The organism is Salinimonas sediminis (assembly GCF_003429285.1).
GTDB lineage: Bacteria > Pseudomonadota > Gammaproteobacteria > Enterobacterales > Alteromonadaceae > Alteromonas > Alteromonas indica.
In genome coordinates this window covers 3,969,415-3,986,160 of sequence record NZ_CP031769.1, presented here as the reverse complement: position 1 = coordinate 3,986,160, position 16,746 = coordinate 3,969,415, and the positions used below count along the sequence as shown (strand labels likewise).

Below are 16,746 nucleotides of genomic sequence, written 5' to 3'. Positions count from 1 at the left end.
GGGAAAAGGCCGAAGCCCTTTTTATTCTGCGGTCTCGTAGAGTTCTAAGGGGAGCCCGTCGGGGTCAGCGAAGAAGGTAAATCGTTTGTCGGTGTACGGGTCCACCCGAATCGGCTCCACCGCCACCCCCGCTTGCTCCAGTTGCGCCACAGCCTCATCCAGCGCATCTACGCGAAAGGCCAGGTGACGTAAACCCTGTGCTTCAGGCCGGCTTGGCCGGGCAGGCGCTCCGGGAAATGAAAACAACTCCAATTGCGTACCATCTGGCAGGGCCAGATCGCATTTATAGGAATCACGCGCTTCGCGGTAATTTTCGTCCAGCACACTACACCCCAATATATCCGTATAAAACGCTTTCGAAACCGGATAGTCATTACAAATTATAGCCACATGATGAATGCCTTTTAGCATAAACAACCTCTTATTAACGGCGGCACGACAAAATAGCGTGTCTGACAAAGGTATAGCGTACCACAGCCGGATGGTCTTAAATTATCGGTGATACGTATCGCATCTCATCTCATCATTAAGCAGCTTCGTCCGGCACGTGGTGATGCTCAGTTATTTTGTAAGCTCCGCATTAGATAAAGGTTGTACCAGGCAATGTTAAATCAGGATTACAGTAAGGCGGTGACCATATTTACCGCCAAACAGCCATATGAGCCTTCGCCGGCTACGCATGTATGGCGTAAAAAGCTTGAACGTGAACAGGCAGAAGCGGGGCGCGCGACATCTATTGTGCGCTATGACCCTGGCGCCAGCTTTGCTACCCATCAGCATCCCCACGGCGAAGAGATATTGGTACTGGAGGGTGTATTTAGCGATGCCTCTGGTGACTACCCCGCAGGCAGCTATATACGTAATCCTGCGGGAACCGAACATGCGCCCTGGTCCCGGGAGGGATGCGAGTTACTGGTAAAATTATGCTATTTTCAGCCCGGCGATTTGCAGACTGTACGTATTAATACAGCCAAAGCGGGGTGGCACCAGGGGCACGCCCGGGAGCACAAAGTTTTGCCGTTGCACCAGTTTAACGGCCAGATAACGGAACTTGTTTGGCTGGGCGAAGGCCATTGCTGGCGCCCGGTCATACCTGCCGGTGGGTTAGAAATGCTGGTTATTGAGGGAACCCTACAACATAGCCAAACTTTGCTACCGGCGGGTACTTGGTTACGTTGCCCGCAAGCGCTTTGCGATAGATTTGATGTGGTGACGGGCCCCGCCCGTTTGTTTGTAAAAACCGGCCATCTGCCAATGGAGACAAAATGAAATTTATACTGCTACTAATAAGTTGTATCTGGTTGTTGGGCTGTTCCAGCGATAAGCCACAAAATGTTACCCCGGTAAACCCGTTTGACGCTGAACGCTATTTGGGCACCTGGTATGAAATTGCTCGGTTAGATCATAGTTTTGAAGAAGGGCTGAGCGAAGTTACCGCGCAATACAGCAGCCGTGAAGATGGCGGCATAAAGGTAATAAATCGTGGGTACAATGCAGCCGAAGGTAAGTGGGAAGAAGCCGAAGGCAAAGCCTATTTTGTAGAAGACACCAATACTGGCTGGTTGAAGGTCTCTTTTTTCGGCCCGTTTTATGCCAGTTACGTAGTAGCTGAACTAGACAGCCAGGAATATCAGTGGTCGTTAGTTACCGGGCCAGATCGGGACTATTTATGGATTTTATCGCGCACGCCGCAGTTGCCGCAGCAACAGCTAGATGCGTTATTAGCAAAAGCAGAAGCCCTGGGCTACGCCACCGACAAGCTGATATTTGTTGAACATGGCCAAGCGCAAGCCGCCCCTAAGTCATAATTGGTATATACTGCGAGCTTTTTAATGGCCGGGAACAAGGTTACATGAGCGAACAGAAAATAATTCAGCGTGCACAAGGTATGTGTGAACTGTGTAAAAGCGAACAGGCACTTAGCTTGTACGAGGTACCCGATTCGCCGGTTAGTGGCTACGACAGCACTTTGTTGCTATGTGGTGTTTGCCAAAGCCAGTTAACCGCACAAACCGAAATCGACCCTACCCACTGGCGGTGTTTGAACGAAGCAATGTGGTCCACTACTCCCGCGGTACAGGTTGTCGCCTGGCGCATATTGCAGCGCTTAAACCACGAGACCTGGGCCCAGGATTTACTGGATATGCTGTACCTTGACGATACGCTTAGCCAGTGGGCACACGCTGGGGGCAATGCCGCAGACGCGACCCCGACGTTGGATAGTAATGGTGCAGTACTTAGCAGTGGCGATACGGTGCATCTGATCAAAGATTTAAACGTCAAAGGCGTGAGCTTTACCGCCAAACGGGGCACCGCAGTACGTAACATAAGCTTAAGCGATAATCCGGAGCATATCGAAGGGAAAGTGAACGGCACCCGTATTGTCATCATTGCTGCTTACACTAAAAAAGCCTGATACAAACGGCTGCCGTGACCGGTAGCACTGGTGCGCAGAAACAATTTTTAGGGCATAATATGACGACTTTTTGTTTAGTTGTATAAGGCTCATCCATGCAATCTATTACTCTGCGCACCCCTGATGACTGGCACTTGCATTTTCGCGATGACGATATGCTGGCTGAAACAGTACCGGCCACGGCCCGCTGCTTTGCCCGTGCTATTGTGATGCCTAATCTGGTGCCACCGGTAGTGAACGCTGAACAGGCAATGGCTTATCGTCAGCGCATTCTGGCCGCCCGGCCGGTTGGCAGCCAATTTGAGCCGCTTATGACCCTCTATCTGACTAATCAGACGTCCCCCCAAGACATTGCCCAGGCTAAAGCCGCAGGGGTAACCGCCTGTAAGCTTTATCCGGCCGGAGCCACCACCAACTCTGATGCTGCGGTAACGGGAATTAGCGCGTTGTATCCGGTATTTGAAGCTATGCAGAAGGCTGGCATGCCACTACTGATTCACGGTGAAGTGACAGACAGCCATATCGATATCTTCGATCGGGAAAAAATATTTATCGAAACCCAGCTACAACCTATTGTAGAAGCCTTTCCGGGCCTTAGCGTTGTGTTTGAACACATTACCACCGCCGAAGCCGCACAGTTTGTTACTCAGGCCGGAGCAAATGTAGCCGCTACCATCACCCCCCAGCACCTTTTACTTAACCGTAATGATTTACTGGTGGGGGGCGTGAAACCACACAATTACTGTCTGCCGGTGCTAAAACGTAATACGCATCAGCAGGCATTACGGGAGGTGGTTGCCAGCGGTAATCCAAAATTCTTTTTGGGAACAGATTCTGCCCCCACGCCCGCCACAAAAAAGAAAATGCCTGCGGCTGTGCGGGCTGTTATAGCGCATGGAGCGCCATTGAGTTGTATGCTGAGGTATTCGATCAGTTAGGGGTGTTAGATAAGCTAGAAGGGTTTGCCAGCCACTTTGGGCCGGACTTTTATGGGCTTGAGCGCAATACTGGCACCATTACGCTGGTTAAATCTTCCTGGCAGGTACCAGAACTGGTGGCGTTACCAGACGGCACACCAATGGTGCCCTTTTTTGCCGGACAAACCCTCAACTGGAAGCTGGAGGCGAGCCTGTAGGCGATGAGTAAACTTTGGTGGGCGCTGTTATTATTAATCGGAATGGGCGTACACGCCCGTTCTGTTGGCACCGAGCGTATCACCGTGTTGACCAGTCCTACACCGGTGTTAAGTGAATATGACCCTGTGGATAATAGCCACGGATTGTCTGTTGACTTGGCCATTGGCATCATTCGCCAGGCCCAGCAAGATTACATCATTCGCAGTCAGCCGTTTGCCAGAACCGTGCGCGATACCCAGGAAAAGCCATTCTCGGTATCGGGGATTATTGCGCGTACGCCAGAGCGTGAAAATGATTTCTACTGGATTACACCGGTGGTTGAGAATCAGGTTGTGTTGTATGCCAGAATAGACAGCCCGCTGGTGAATGCGGACGTTAACTTACCTGATAGCCTGGACACCGTGGCGGTCATGCGCAATGACTTTCGCTCGGCTCAAGCCAGGTCGCTTAACGCGAAAACCATTGTGTCTTTAAACAGTTGGGAGCAAGCGGTCGGGGCCGTGATAAAAGGCCGAATACAAACTGTATTATTTTCGCCAGCTGGCCTGGCAACGTTATGCCAAAAACAGTCGTATGATTGCAACCAGTTGGCCCCGGTAGCGCACTTGCCGGGCTACTATTTATATCTGGCGATGGCGCGTATTCCCGCGAATGAAGCCCTGGCGGGTAAATTAAAAAAGGCTGCAACAGAGTTTAAAAAGTCAGCGCGCTATCAGCAAATCATGTATAAAGCTCGGGATACGCTGGCCAAAAGCGGCATTACGGCTACCGTTACACCGCAATTATTATCCCTGGTGACCAGTAATGATACGGCGCCGCCCAGTGCTGCATTGTGGGTATTGGCCGATAATTTACCCTATTTTGTCGAGCCGGATGGCAACGGAAACCTAACCGGCTATAGTGCTTATCTGGTCCGCGATATTTTAGATAAAGCCGGTATATCAGCACCAGTTTTACTGACGCCATGGCCCCGGATTATTCGTGAAATAAATACCAAGCCTAATGTCATGACCCTGTCGCTAGCCCGTACACCAGCCAGAGAGCATAAATTTTACTGGATAACCCCGGTAACCCGCTCTCGGCACGGTTTATTTGGTCGTAGCACAGATAATACGGTGCCTTACGATAGCCTTGCTCTGGTGCCTAAAGATAGGCCAGTCGCCGTACGCGAGCTAGACTATCGTGCTGATCAGCTTACCGAGCTGGGTTTTACTGTTTTACCTTTTGCCAGCTGGGATGAGGCTATTTACGCCGTATTGGAAGGGCAGGCGCAGTGGGTTTATACCTCAGATGCGCGTATTAATGTGCTGTGTAAACAAGATAAAAATCTGTGTAATAAGCTTAGCGAGGTCGCCCCTAAGCAAATTACCACCACCTATATTGCGGTCTCCAGACACCGCACTGACCCAACGCTGATTGATACTCTGAGGCTAGCTGCCAACGAGGTGAAGCAGTCAGCGCAGTATGCACAATGGGCAACCGACTGGAGCAATAAAATGATCCAGGTTCAACATGTTCCCGTGCATCTTGATCAGGGTGTCGTAAACTTATGGCCGTCCAAGGACCACCAATGAACCAATTTGATAGTTTAGATTTGCACCAAAATATCGCCGCGGCACTGGCCAGTGCCGGCTTTGTTCAAATGACTGCCGTCCAGGCAGCCACGTTGCCAGATACACTGGCGGGCCGGGATGTGATGGTACAGGCGAGTACCGGTTCCGGCAAAACCATTGCCTTTGCAGTGGCCGGATTGCAGCATATAGACGCCACCGATTTTCGCACCCAGCTACTAGTGTTATGCCCCACCCGGGAACTGGCTGCGCAGGTAAGTGACCAGATTCGTCTGGTAGGCCGCCAAATAGCCAATTTAAAAGTGCTGACGCTGTGTGGCGGCGAACCCATGGGGCCCCAAATTCAATCCCTTAAACACGGTGCCTCGGTGGTTGTCGCGACACCCGGGCGGCTACTGGATCATGTGGGAAAACGTACGCTTTCACTGGCCCACGTTAAAGTGCGGGTATTGGATGAAGCTGACCGCATGCTGGACATGGGTTTTGCTGACGATATGGCAACATTGTTTGCGCTTACACCTAAACAAGCGCAAACGCTATTTTTCTCAGCCACGTATACCGAGCAGGTAGAACAAGAAGCCCAGCGTTATTTAACTAATCCTATCGAGCATCGACAGGTAACAGAGGATTTACAGAAACCGGATATTGATCAACTTGTCTACCGGGTGGATGAAAACAACCGCCTGCAAGTGCTCAAAGGCATTTTATCGGAATACCAACCAGGCAAAGCCGTGGTTTTTTGTAACCGTCGTGACCAGGTCACGGTGGTGTACGAAGCACTATTGGCAGCCGGTTTTACCGTATTACCTTTGCAAGGCGAAATGACTCAGCCGCAACGCAATGAAGTATTAGTGCAGTTTGCCAGTGAGTGCTTACAGGTATTAGTCGCAACCGATGTGGCCGCCCGCGGACTGGATGTGAAAGATATAGACTGTGTGATCAACTATGCGGTTAGTGAAGAGTCTGAGGTACATATTCATCGCATTGGGCGTACCGGGCGAGCCGGCGCAAAAGGTGCAGCCTATACCCTGTGCAGTGAAGCGGAAGAACCTGCGCTAGGCCGTATCGAGGCGTTGTTAGACACTACCCTGGTACGTAAAAGTGGACAGAGTTTGCGTTTTCATGCGAATCGTATTTGTGATCCGGCATTTTCATGTATTGCGATTGGCGCGGGCAAAAAGCAAAAATTGCGACCCACTGATTTTCTTGGCTCGCTCACTCAGGACGCCGGAATTGAAGGCACTGACATAGGTAAAATTACCGTACAAAGCCAGGTAAGCTTTGTGGCAGTTAAGCAGCGCAGTGTGAAGCGTGCGTTAAAACTGTTCCGTGAAGGCCGTATTAAAGGCAAGAAAGTCAGAGCCCGTAAAGCCGGCCTGTAGGGCGTCGGACCCCTAATCCTGAATCAGGTGATTAAATGAGTGGCGAAACCGATTTATCCTGTTTATTACGTCGGCTGTCCCCAGCCTTACAGCCGGGCGAGTTTGTGTTTTGTAGCGTAGATGAAACAACGTTGGCGCGGTTAGATATGGCATGTATACACGGCCTGTTTCGAGAGACCCAGGGCATTACAGTCATTGTTCTAACATCCTACGCAACCCGTATGGGGTTGGCAGGCGAAGGACCATTTTGCTGCATTACCTGTGAGGTCCACTCCAGTTTATCAGCGGTGGTGCTGACCGCGGCTATCGCTACGCGCTTAACCGCTGTAGGGGTGTCGGCCAATGTGGTGGCAGCCTATCACCATGACCACATATTTGTGCCTGTATCAGATGTCAGTCTGGCGGTGCAAACACTGAAGGCGCTTAGTGCTGCTTATTAAAGGGTAGTCAGGCCTGATACGTTAACGCATAAAATTAAAAAAGGGCCAGCGGCCCTTTTTGTCTTTTGCAGCTCAGTAATCGATTGCGATTACCAGATTTTTACCCGCTTTTCGGGGGGGAGATACAGCGCATCTTCTTTGGTGACATCAAACGCCTTATAAAACTCCGGAACATTGCGTACGGCGCCATTAGCACGGAATTGCGCAGGCGAATGCGGGTCAGTCTGCACCTGATTGCGCAGGGCTTCATCACGATACTTGGTCGCCCATACCTGACCATAGCCTATGAATACCCGCTGCTCGCCGGTAAAGCCATCCATTTCCGGTGCGGGTTCGCCTTCCAAAGCCATGTGGTAGGCTTTAAGCGCAATGCTAATGCCGCCCAAATCGCCGATGTTCTCGCCCAACGTATACTCGCCATTCACGTTCAAACCAGGCAAAGCTTCAAAACTGCTGTACTGATCAACTAACATAGTGGTGCGGCTTTCAAACTCTTGTTTATCGGCCTCTGTCCACCAGTTACGCAACACCCCATCGCCGTCAAAAGTGGCGCCGGAATCATCAAACCCATGGCCAATTTCATGGCCGATTACAGCGCCAATCCCGCCGTAGTTCACCGCGTCATCTGCTTCCATGTTGAAAAAGGGAGGTTGCAGGATAGCCGCGGGAAAAACGATTTCATTCATTGCCGGGCTGTAATAAGCGTTCACTGTTTGCGGCGTCATGCCCCATTCATGATCCCATACCGGCCCGCCTTGTTTTTCTAGCATCTCAGCATAGGCTACATCCGCTGCGTTTTTAAGGTTACCGAACAGGTCATCAGGTTTTACCGTTAAGGCAGAATAGTCTTTCCATTGGTCTGGGTAACCGATTTTGACGGTAAACTTAGATAGCTTATCCAGCGCCTGCACACGGGTATCGTCAGTCATCCACTCAAGCTTTTCAATACTGTCTTTGTAGGCTGCCAGCAGGTTGTCTACCAGCTCTTCCATACGTTCCTTGGCCTTCGGCGGGAAGTGTTTTTCTACATACACTTTACCGATTACTTCACCCACCGTGCTATCCAGTAGATCAACCGCGCGCCGCCACTGGGGGCGCTGCTCTTCAACGCCTTGCAGGGTTTTACCATAAAACGCAAAACTCTCTTTATCAATGGCTTCATTAAGCTTGCCGGAACTGGCGTGCAATAAATGCCATTTAAGATAAGTTTGCCAGGTTGCCAGTTCTGTATCGGTGATTAATTTATCCAGCGCCGACATATAGTCGTTTTGCATAATCACCAAACCATCCAGGTCTGTAAGCTCCAGCTCATTTAAGAACAATTCCCAGTCGAATTGTGCCATTACACTATCAAGCTTATCCACGGCAACCTTGTCGTAATTAGCAGCCCAATCGCGGGTTTGCTCTTTTTTCATATGTAACTGAGCAATGCTAGTTTCCAAATCCATAATAGCTTTGGCTTTTGCTTCGGCGTCTTGAATCTGCGCTAAGGTCAGCATATTGGCAATATGCGCCTGATACTTAGTGCGGATATCGGCAGATTTCTCGTCGTCGGTAAAATAGTACTCACGCTCAGGTAAACCAAGGCCGCTTTGCCAGGTATAAATCATGTATGTTTCAGGTGACTTAAAGTCAGCATATTGGCCCACGGCCACAGGGGAGCCGTAGCCATAACGGTTGGCGTAGGCAAAATAGGCTGTCAGCTTTTCATAGGAATCGATATCATCGATTTTAGCCATATCCGCATTCAGTGGCGTTAGACCCAACTTGTTGCGGGCTTCCATATCCATGTAACTTTTGTAGAAATCGCCCACTTTTTGCTCGTTTGATCCGGCTTCAAAATCGCCTTGCGCGGAGTGCTTGATAATTTCTATGACATCATCCTGGGCGGCGTCCCGCAGAATCTGGAAACTGCCATAAGAAGACTTGTCTGCGGGAATTTCTACTTTGCTTAGCCACGCGCCGTTTACATATTGATAAAAGTCGTTACCTGGGTCGACCGACGTGTCCATGTTTTCTTTAATAATGCCCGAGGTTAACTGTTGCTGCGTTTGTTGGCTGCTCGCTTCCTGCTTTGCTTCAGACGTTTCCGGTTTTGGTCCGCAGGCAGTCAGTGCCATTAGCACTGACAGGCTCAGTATGGTTTTTTTCATTGTTCTTCCTGTTTAAACTGTCGTTCGATAATTATCCATCTTATTAAATAGCATGGCTAAAGCTGCAAAAAAATCATTTATGGTCAAAATACATAAGTTGTAACAACTTCGCACCGGGGGATTGCTATAGTGGCTTTGCTCACTATCTCAGCCTGGAGAAACCCCATGATGCTTGACTATAACTGCGTATCTACCTGCGACTATGCTGATGCACTACCACGAGAACAATTCGTTGATTATACAATTCACTCCCTCTGGCAACCCGCGCCAGCCATAAGTGGCCCCGCTTATACCGTGTACTGCGCGCCAGGCGACCACTTAATGTTGCATGCTGCTATTTATCGGGCCCGCCCGGGCGACATTATTGTAGTAGAGGCGGATGATGCTTATGCCTTGGCCGGCGGTAATGTCTGCGCCATTGCACAGCGTCGGGGTATACGGGGTTTGGTAGTCGATGGTGTGATCAGAGACCTGGCACAAGTCCGGGATTTAGGTTTTGCCGTATACGCCCGGGGCGTGATGCCCAAACCTGCCGCCAAAGCGCAGGTCGCTCCGTTAAATAAGCCGGTGAAATGTGGTGGTGTGCAGGTAAACCCGGGTGATATCATCGTCGCCGACGAAGAAGGTATTGCCGTCATTCCAGCCAGCAACGCGCATGAAGTGTTGCAACGCGCAAAAGCCCGGGCCCACGCCGATTCCAGTGTATCGCTTGAACAATGGCAGACCGGGCATCACAAAAAAGTTCAAAGCTGCCTGCAAAAGTTAGGCTTCACTGAGTAACTAAGAGCACTGTATGTTTTCATTTTTTGAGCGGCTGACGCAGCCGTTTCCCGATACACCGCCCGGTCAGCCTCCTAAAGGGCTGGTCGCATTTTGTCGTTATTATAGCCAGGGTATGTGGAAGATTATCGCCGTGGTGTCATTTCTAAGTGCGGTGGTCGCCGTGCTGGAAGTCATGCTATTTGGTTTTCTGGGCCAAATGGTCGACTGGTTTTCCGAACATGACAGAGCCACCTTTCTGGCGAACGAAAAATGGACGCTGGTGGGGATGGGGCTTACCGTTGTCGTGCTGATCCCCGGCGCTATCTTGCTGCGTTCGTTATTCAATCGGCAATCGCTTATGGGTAACTACCCCATGCGTATACGCTGGCAGGCGCACCGTTACCTGCTGGGACAGAGTCTAAGCTTTTTTCACAATGAATTTGCTGGCCGGGTAGCCACTAAAGTCATGCAAACCGCGCTGTCAGTGCGCGAAACCGTCATGAAAGTACTCGATTTGCTGGTGTATATCAGTGTGTATTTCATTTCGATGCTGGTATTGGTATTTGCCACTGACTGGCGCTTGGCCGTACCGCTGGTGGTATGGTTTTTTGTTTATGTTGCTATTTTGCGCAAACTGGTGCCTAAACTTAAAACCGTTTCTCAACGCCAGGCTGATGCGCGTTCAGTTATGACGGGGCGTATAGTAGACAGCTATACCAATATCACTACAGTAAAACTATTTTCACATAGTCGCCGTGAAGCAGACTACGCCCGCCAAAGTATGGATGGGTTTCTGCATACGGTTTATCCACAAATGCGTTTGGTTACCGTTTTAGAAACCTGTGTGGAAATGGCCAATGCCATTTTAATTTTTGCTATTGGCGCGTTATCGATTTATCTATGGTTGCATGAGTTGGTCACGCCGGGCGATATCGCCATTGCGGTCAGCTTGTGTTTACGCTTAAACGGCATGTCACACTGGATTATGTGGGAAGTCTCGGGGCTGTTTGAAAACTTAGGCACGGTGCAGGATGGCATCAATACCTTAGCGCGCCCGGTAGAGGTAAAAGACCAACCTAATGCCAAGGATCTGGAGGTAACGGGCGGCGAGATTGAATTCGATAAGGTTCGGTTTGGCTATATGGGAGCGAACAATCTACCTATCGAAGTATTTAACGATTTAACCATTCATATTCGCGCAGGAGAAAAAGTCGGTTTGGTCGGGCGCTCCGGGGCGGGCAAGTCCACCATGGTAAATCTGTTGATGCGCTTTTATGATACCCAGCATGGCGCTATCCGGATTGACGGCAAGGCCATCCATGAGGTTCCTCAGGAAAGTCTGCGAGCGTTGATTAGCATGGTCACGCAGGATACCTCGCTAATGCATCGGTCAGTGCGCGATAACATCCTTTACGGGCGCACTGATGCCAGTGAAGAAGAAGTGATTGCGGCAGCCAAACAGGCTGAAGCCCATGAATTTATTCTTAGTCTGACTGATAACGTGGGGCGCACGGGTTATGACGCCCATGTAGGCGAGCGGGGCGTTAAATTGTCTGGTGGGCAACGCCAGCGTATTGCTATTGCCCGGGTCTTGTTAAAAGATGCGCCCATTTTAATCTTGGATGAAGCCACATCAGCATTGGATTCCGAGGTGGAAGCCGCTATTCAGGAGTGTCTCAACTCAGTGATGCAGGATAAAACGGTACTGGCAATTGCCCATCGGTTGTCTACTATCGCGCAGATGGACCGCTTACTGGTGCTGGATAAGGGCCAGGTGGTAGAATCCGGTACCCATAGCGAGCTGGTAGCCCGAAACGGCATTTACGCCAAGTTGTGGGCACATCAGACCGGCGGTTTTATCGGGGTTGAATAGCGCTGGCAGGCGGCTGTTCTCAGCCGCCATTTGGCGTCTTTGAGTAATGGGTAAACGTTAGGGTAGGCGAGGCTTACGGCGCTGCGCCACCGGTGGCGTTACAGGTCGCGATGTGGTGGCCCCGCGCCAAAGATTTGCAGCTAGCGGGTATGGCCCGGCATCGCTTTAAAGACGTACTATAAAAGCCTTGTATCTGGACGGATGTTAAGTATAATGCGCATCCCTCCTTGCGAATCCGCACTTTCCTTAAGATAAGACGCTAAATTCACAAGGATAATGTTAGTTAAATGCCGTATTAGTCGGTACTAAAGGGGTGTAGTTCGAATTGGTAGAACAGCGGTCTCCAAAACCGATGGTTGGGGGTTCGAGTCCCTCCACCCCTGCCAGATTGATTGTTCTGTGCATGTGACACAGAGAAACAACGCAGTATTGCTAGGATCGTAACATGAGCGAAAAAACGGAAAATTCGTCCAACCCTCTGGACATGCTAAAATGGCTTGTCGTGTTTGCCTTATTGGTGGGCGTGATTACCGCAAATTACATGTACGGTGAAATTTCCGTACTGTACCGTGCAATCGCTGCGGTAGTGATTGTAGTGGTCGCTGGCTTTATTGCATCGACAACTGAAAAAGGCAGTGCTTTCATCACGTTCGCTAAAGAGTCACGAATGGAAGTACGCAAGGTAGTCTGGCCTACGCGTCAGGAAACCAATCAAACCACCCTTATTGTGATGGTTGCAACGTTGGTAATGGCACTGATCCTATGGGGTCTGGATGGCATTATCGTTCGTGTAGTCGGATTTATTACTGGAATAGGAGCATAACGTATGTCTGAAGAAGCAAAGAAAAGATGGTACGTAGTACAAGCTTATTCACAGTACGAATCACGGGTGAAAAAGACCCTGCTTGAATACATCAAGATGCACGAAATGGAGCAATATTTTGGTCAGGTACTCGTTCCTACCGAAGAAGTTGTGGAAATGCGTGCGGGTCAAAAACGTAAATCAGAGCGCAAATTCTATCCTGGCTATGTATTGGTTGAGATGGAAATGAATGAAGATTCATGGCATCTGGTTAAAAGCGTGCCTCGTGTACTTGGCTTTATCGGCGGTACTTCTGATCGTCCCATGCCCATCACTCAGCGTGAAGCAGATGCAATTTTGGATCGTTTGGAAGAGTCTGTAGACAAGCCAAAACCAAAAACATTGTTCGAGCCAGGCGAAGTGGTTCGGGTTACCGATGGTCCTTTTGCCGACTTCAATGGTGTGGTAGAAGAAGTCGACTACGAAAAGAGCCGCGTGAAAGTATCAGTACTGATATTTGGTCGTTCAACCCCGGTTGATCTTGAGTTTGGTCAGGTCGAAAAAGGGTAAGTACCAGGCTCAAATGTATTACAAAAAACGCTGCCAGTTGGCAGCGTTTTTTTTGTCTGGTGGTTAGCGCGCGAAAGCGGCCAGCGCATGGGTGGAGTCAACGGCCAGTTGCACACGGTCGCCGGGACGGAACATGTTTTCATGGGAAACCCGAACCTTAACCTGGGTGTTTTCATGCTCATCCAGAGAGACCGCGCACAACCGCGAGCCCCCTTCAAAACGCACCCATTCGACACAGCCGTTGCCTTCATAGTCATTATGGCGAATATTGATATCATCCGGCCGTAGCAGCAAATCTACCTCGCCAGAGGCGGTGTCGATGGGGATCCCCGGCGCCGCGCCAATACAGGTTCTTACTAGCTGTTGGTCGAACCGACCCGGAACAAAGCTGGCGTCCCCCAGAAAATTAGCCACAAAACGGCTGGAGGGCTTCGAGAAGCAATTTTCCGGGGTATCGAGCTGTGCCAGTACCCCTTTGTTTAAAACGCCCACACGGTCGCCTATAGACAGGGCTTCATCCTGATCGTGGGTCACCCAGATAGCCGGCACCCTGGCCGCTTTCAATGCTTCGCGAATCTCCCAGCGAAGACTGTCTTTTAGCGCCGCATCTAAATTAGATAAAGGTTCATCCAGCAGTACGAAGTCAGGGTCGTGGGCCAGCGTTCGGGCCAGGGCGACACGTTGCTTCTGACCACCCGATAACCGCTCGGGTCTGGCATTTCTGAACTTATCCAACCCCAGCAGTTTTAGCCAGTGATCAGCCAAGGTGGTGTTTTTCAGTTTAAAACAAACATTTTGTTCCACGGTCAAGTGGGGAAAGAGCGCAAAATCCTGAAACACCATACCGACATTGCGCTTTTCCGGCGGAATAAGCTTTTTAGGCGTTGCCTGCCATTTACCCAGAGAAATCTCCCCGGTAGAAATCGGAATTAAGCCGGCCAGCGCATGCAAAATGGTGGTTTTACCACAGCCTGTGGGGCCTACCAGCATCAGGATTTCATCACTGTCCAGGGTAAGGTCAAGATGATTGACGACCGGTGTTTCTCCGTATTTTACGGATAAATCAGAGACTGTGAGCATACGACCAGGCTACTCCTCGTTGAGTTTGAATTTATTGCCACCTTCGCCGGTGAGCATAATAGTTAAACCGATACCCGATAAAAAGACCAGCAATAGCCCTGGAATAGCGGCCATTCCAAAATAGCCCGCTTCATACACCCGCCACATATAGGTGGCCAGTGTTTCAAACCCGGTCGGACCGAGCATCAGTGTGGCCGGCAGTTCGCGCATTACTTCTAAAAAGACCAGCGCGGCGCCCGCGACCATGCCTCGATAGGTTAATGGTAATGTAATACGACGGAAAGCTTCCCGGGGAGAGGCTCCAAGTAAACGGGCGGCTTTGACTAATGAAGGGTCCAGGCGTTCTGCTGTGGTTCTTACCGAGCCTACCGCCAAGGGTAAAAAACGCAATACGTAGGCGATAACAAGCAGCGCCAGGGTCTGATATAAAAACGGTAACTTAAGACCTACATAGACCAGGGCTGTCCCCATCACGATGCCAGGCACGCCAAATCCAAAATAAGTGATGCGTTCCATCAATCTTCCGGCCCGGCCACTAATGGCGGCATGCGCCACCGGCACCGCAAGGATAACCGCCGCCAGGGCGGCCAGTAATGAAGCATAGGCCGAATTTAGGGCATAACTGATATCAAAGTCTCCAGCGCCTTCGCGCACCAGCCATACCGTGAATATCGCCAGGGGTAAAACAATGGCCATCACCACAATAGGGAGACTGGCAATCAGCATAAGATTACGCTGCCAGGGCTTAGGCCAGAGCCATAATTGTCTGCCAGGGCGTTCTGTACTGCCTTTGATGGTGGACTCGATAAACAGCACGAACCCGACAATTACCAGCAGCTGAATAGAGAGCATGGCCGCCTGGCTCAGACCAAAGGCGTTGTATTCGACAAAAATCACCCGGGTAAAGGTGTCTAACCGCAAAATGGCCGGGGTGCCAAAATCAGACAACGCATACAGGGCTGCCAGTAGGGCACCGGCGCCAATGGCGCGCAATATCCGGGGCATGACCACTTTCATTAATGCTGCGGGTAAGGACATCCCCAGCGTTCGGGCGGCATTCACCAGGCTGCCGTCCAGGCTTAGCAGAGATGCACGGGTGGTTAGCATTACAAACGGATAGGTGTAGAGCGACATCACAACAGCAGTGCCCCACAACCCTCCGATGGCGGGGGTAGGGATGCCAAGCAGGCTTTCTATTTCACCGCCGGGTCCCATGGCAAAATACAAGGTAAACGCCCCGATATAAGAGGGCATCGCCAGGGGGGCGGCCAAAAAAACCAGCCAGAAACGCTGAAAAGGCATTTTTACATAGGTGGTCAACAGTGCCAGCGGCACACCCAGTAGCACTGCCCCCACAATAGTCAGTGCCACGAGCGCCATCGTATTGCCCAGTACCCTGAGGTTATGCGTATCGAATAATGCGGAGGTGTCCTGGGCCAGGGTGAAAAGTACAGATAGCGGCAGTACTGCCAGAAAGGCTATCAGAAACGCAATTGGATAAGATTTTGGGATTGGTCTCACAAAACGCCTGCTTCTCGCATCAGGTTCAATGTCGGGCGCAGGTCCGCTAATTTTCTCAGGTCCAGATCTGGCGGGGTCAGTGATGCAAGATCAGGTAAGCCCTGCGGCGCCTTTACACCATTTACCAGTGGGATCTCGTACGCTTCAGAAGAAAGATACGCCTGGACTTCGGCGGACAACAGATAGCGCATAAAGTTAACCGGAAGATCGCCTTCGCTTAGAGCCAGGATTCCGGAGGCGTTCACCAGACAGCCGGCATCGGATTTGGTATATGCCAAATCCACATTAGCGTCAGGTTTGCCGGCTTTTAGCCGTAAGGTGTAATAATGGTTAGCAAAGCCCACATCGACTTCACCGCGTTCCACAGCCATTACCACACCTAATTCCCCGGCATAGCTTTTGGCATGTCTGCTGACGCCTTTGAGCCAGGACAAGGTGGCTTTTTCACCCTCAAGAATACGCATGGCGGTTAAAAATGACTGAAAAGATGCATAGGCAGGGGCCCAGCCAATGGACAAATCACTGTCTGCCAGTGCCATAATATCATCAGGCACCTGCTCCGCCGTGAGCCGCTGAGTATTATAAGGTAAGGTCCGAATCCGGCCCGTAACCGGCGACCAGCGTGGGTATCTGAACCCGGGTTTAAGCTGCTCACTGAGGTCATCAGGCAGTGGTTGCGCCAAGCCGGCATCGGTGATCATGCCGATAGAGCCGGTATCCACCGCCCAGAACAAATCTGCGCGGCGTACGCCGGCCTGAGATTCAGCTACAATCGTATTGGCCAGGGCGGCGGTGGCCCCCCGTCTGATTTGCAGATTCAGCTTCGGGTTTCGTTGCCGGATAGCTTCGAGAACTTTTTCATACAATCCGCCTTCGCCACGACCCAGATAGAGCGTCAGGTCGCCTTCAAGCGCAGGCAGGTCTTTAACCGAGACTGCCCCTGCCTGAGCGGCAAAGCTTGAGCGAATACCCATCGGCATCACCGCCAACGCACCTGCAGCGGCGACAGACTGAAGAAATGTTCTACGTAGCATATCCTG

15 protein-coding genes, 1 tRNA gene and 1 pseudogene are annotated in these 16,746 nt (G+C 50.9%); 12 read left to right on the top strand and 5 right to left on the bottom strand.

Annotation, left to right across the window (positions count from 1 at the left end):
- Nucleotides 1-21: 21 nt before the first annotated feature.
- On the bottom strand, nt 22-411 hold the full coding sequence (gene gloA2, locus D0Y50_RS17525) for an SMU1112c/YaeR family gloxylase I-like metalloprotein (RefSeq protein ID WP_108566813.1): 390 nt from the start codon (nt 409-411) through the stop codon (nt 22-24).
- A 192-nt stretch (nt 412-603) separates the two neighbouring features.
- Between gloA2 and D0Y50_RS17520 the strand changes: the two genes are divergently transcribed.
- From D0Y50_RS17520 to D0Y50_RS17490, 7 genes and pseudogenes are all read left to right on the top strand, one after another.
- Nucleotides 604-1,269 (top strand): cupin domain-containing protein, encoded by a 666-nt coding sequence (locus tag D0Y50_RS17520; RefSeq protein WP_108566814.1) that lies wholly within the window; start codon nt 604-606, stop codon nt 1,267-1,269.
- Nucleotides 1,266-1,808: a lipocalin family protein gene (locus D0Y50_RS17515; RefSeq protein WP_108566815.1), complete on the top strand. Its 543-nt coding sequence runs from the start codon at nt 1,266-1,268 to the stop codon at nt 1,806-1,808. Before D0Y50_RS17520 ends, D0Y50_RS17515 begins: the two co-directional genes overlap by 4 nt.
- A 44-nt stretch (nt 1,809-1,852) precedes the next feature.
- The gene (locus tag D0Y50_RS17510) at nt 1,853-2,416 is read left to right on the top strand and encodes a PhnA domain-containing protein (RefSeq protein ID WP_117318218.1); all 564 of its coding nucleotides are present in this window, start codon (nt 1,853-1,855) and stop codon (nt 2,414-2,416) included.
- 95 nt (nt 2,417-2,511) lie between these two features.
- Nucleotides 2,512-3,551, top strand: a pseudogene (gene pyrC, locus D0Y50_RS17505) (dihydroorotase).
- Nucleotides 3,552-3,554: 3 nt separating this feature from the next.
- Nucleotides 3,555-5,126 (top strand): substrate-binding periplasmic protein, encoded by a 1,572-nt coding sequence (locus tag D0Y50_RS17500; protein WP_117318216.1) that lies wholly within the window; start codon nt 3,555-3,557, stop codon nt 5,124-5,126.
- A complete protein-coding gene (gene dbpA, locus D0Y50_RS17495; protein ID WP_117318214.1) occupies nt 5,123-6,505 on the top strand; it encodes an ATP-dependent RNA helicase DbpA in 1,383 nt (460 codons plus the stop codon). Before D0Y50_RS17500 ends, dbpA begins: the two co-directional genes overlap by 4 nt.
- A gap of 35 nt (nt 6,506-6,540) precedes the next feature.
- The gene (locus D0Y50_RS17490; protein ID WP_117318212.1) at nt 6,541-6,945 is read left to right on the top strand and encodes an ACT domain-containing protein; all 405 of its coding nucleotides are present in this window, start codon (nt 6,541-6,543) and stop codon (nt 6,943-6,945) included.
- Nucleotides 6,946-7,034: 89 nt separating this feature from the next.
- On the opposite strand, the gene D0Y50_RS17485 is transcribed toward D0Y50_RS17490, so the two are convergent.
- Nucleotides 7,035-9,098, bottom strand: coding sequence for a M13 family metallopeptidase (locus D0Y50_RS17485; RefSeq protein WP_117318210.1), 2,064 nt, complete (start codon nt 9,096-9,098; stop codon nt 7,035-7,037).
- A 168-nt stretch (nt 9,099-9,266) separates the two neighbouring features.
- Here D0Y50_RS17485 and D0Y50_RS17480 point away from each other — a divergent pair, with 168 nt between their 5' ends.
- The 5 genes from D0Y50_RS17480 (at nt 9,267) to nusG (ending at nt 13,105) form a co-directional block, all read left to right on the top strand.
- Entirely contained in the window at nt 9,267-9,878 is a 612-nt protein-coding gene (locus tag D0Y50_RS17480; RefSeq protein WP_170145565.1) for an RraA family protein, read from the top strand.
- Nucleotides 9,879-9,891: 13 nt separating this feature from the next.
- Nucleotides 9,892-11,733 carry an ABC transporter ATP-binding protein gene (locus D0Y50_RS17475; RefSeq protein ID WP_117318206.1) on the top strand — a complete coding sequence of 614 codons (1,842 nt, stop codon included), beginning with the start codon at nt 9,892-9,894 and terminating at the stop codon, nt 11,731-11,733.
- A gap of 309 nt (nt 11,734-12,042) precedes the next feature.
- Nucleotides 12,043-12,119, top strand: a tRNA-Trp gene (locus tag D0Y50_RS17470).
- A gap of 59 nt (nt 12,120-12,178) precedes the next feature.
- A complete protein-coding gene (gene secE, locus D0Y50_RS17465) occupies nt 12,179-12,556 on the top strand; it encodes a preprotein translocase subunit SecE (RefSeq protein ID WP_108566824.1) in 378 nt (125 codons plus the stop codon).
- A 3-nt stretch (nt 12,557-12,559) separates the two neighbouring features.
- Nucleotides 12,560-13,105, top strand: a complete 546-nt coding sequence (gene nusG, locus D0Y50_RS17460; RefSeq protein WP_108566825.1) for a transcription termination/antitermination protein NusG — start codon at nt 12,560-12,562, stop codon at nt 13,103-13,105.
- A gap of 63 nt (nt 13,106-13,168) precedes the next feature.
- Here the strand turns inward: nusG and D0Y50_RS17455 are convergent, their stop codons facing one another.
- From D0Y50_RS17455 to D0Y50_RS17445, 3 genes are read right to left on the bottom strand one after another with little or no spacing between them, the layout of a single operon-like run.
- Nucleotides 13,169-14,185, bottom strand: coding sequence for an ABC transporter ATP-binding protein (locus tag D0Y50_RS17455; protein WP_108566826.1), 1,017 nt, complete (start codon nt 14,183-14,185; stop codon nt 13,169-13,171).
- Between the two features lie 9 nt (nt 14,186-14,194).
- The gene (locus D0Y50_RS17450; protein WP_117318204.1) at nt 14,195-15,706 is read right to left on the bottom strand and encodes an ABC transporter permease; all 1,512 of its coding nucleotides are present in this window, start codon (nt 15,704-15,706) and stop codon (nt 14,195-14,197) included.
- A complete protein-coding gene (locus tag D0Y50_RS17445; protein ID WP_117318202.1) occupies nt 15,703-16,740 on the bottom strand; it encodes an extracellular solute-binding protein in 1,038 nt (345 codons plus the stop codon). Before D0Y50_RS17445 ends, D0Y50_RS17450 begins: the two co-directional genes overlap by 4 nt.
- Between the last annotated feature and the right edge of the window lie 6 nt (nt 16,741-16,746).

What these genes read in the sequence shown, in the direction of transcription:
- gloA2 (WP_108566813.1), bottom strand. Translation starts at nt 411, where the DNA reads ATGCTAAAAGGCATTCATCATGTGGCTATAATTTGTAATGACTATCCG.
- D0Y50_RS17475 (WP_117318206.1), top strand. Translation starts at nt 9,892, where the DNA reads ATGTTTTCATTTTTTGAGCGGCTGACGCAGCCGTTTCCCGATACACCG.
- D0Y50_RS17480 (WP_170145565.1), top strand. Translation starts at nt 9,267, where the DNA reads ATGCTTGACTATAACTGCGTATCTACCTGCGACTATGCTGATGCACTA.
- dbpA (WP_117318214.1), top strand. Translation starts at nt 5,123, where the DNA reads ATGAACCAATTTGATAGTTTAGATTTGCACCAAAATATCGCCGCGGCA.
- D0Y50_RS17490 (WP_117318212.1), top strand. Translation starts at nt 6,541, where the DNA reads ATGAGTGGCGAAACCGATTTATCCTGTTTATTACGTCGGCTGTCCCCA.
- D0Y50_RS17445 (WP_117318202.1), bottom strand. Translation starts at nt 16,740, where the DNA reads ATGCTACGTAGAACATTTCTTCAGTCTGTCGCCGCTGCAGGTGCGTTG.
- D0Y50_RS17510 (WP_117318218.1), top strand. Translation starts at nt 1,853, where the DNA reads ATGAGCGAACAGAAAATAATTCAGCGTGCACAAGGTATGTGTGAACTG.
- D0Y50_RS17455 (WP_108566826.1), bottom strand. Translation starts at nt 14,185, where the DNA reads ATGCTCACAGTCTCTGATTTATCCGTAAAATACGGAGAAACACCGGTC.
- secE (WP_108566824.1), top strand. Translation starts at nt 12,179, where the DNA reads ATGAGCGAAAAAACGGAAAATTCGTCCAACCCTCTGGACATGCTAAAA.
- D0Y50_RS17515 (WP_108566815.1), top strand. Translation starts at nt 1,266, where the DNA reads ATGAAATTTATACTGCTACTAATAAGTTGTATCTGGTTGTTGGGCTGT.
- D0Y50_RS17485 (WP_117318210.1), bottom strand. Translation starts at nt 9,098, where the DNA reads ATGAAAAAAACCATACTGAGCCTGTCAGTGCTAATGGCACTGACTGCC.
- D0Y50_RS17520 (WP_108566814.1), top strand. Translation starts at nt 604, where the DNA reads ATGTTAAATCAGGATTACAGTAAGGCGGTGACCATATTTACCGCCAAA.
- nusG (WP_108566825.1), top strand. Translation starts at nt 12,560, where the DNA reads ATGTCTGAAGAAGCAAAGAAAAGATGGTACGTAGTACAAGCTTATTCA.
- D0Y50_RS17500 (WP_117318216.1), top strand. Translation starts at nt 3,555, where the DNA reads ATGAGTAAACTTTGGTGGGCGCTGTTATTATTAATCGGAATGGGCGTA.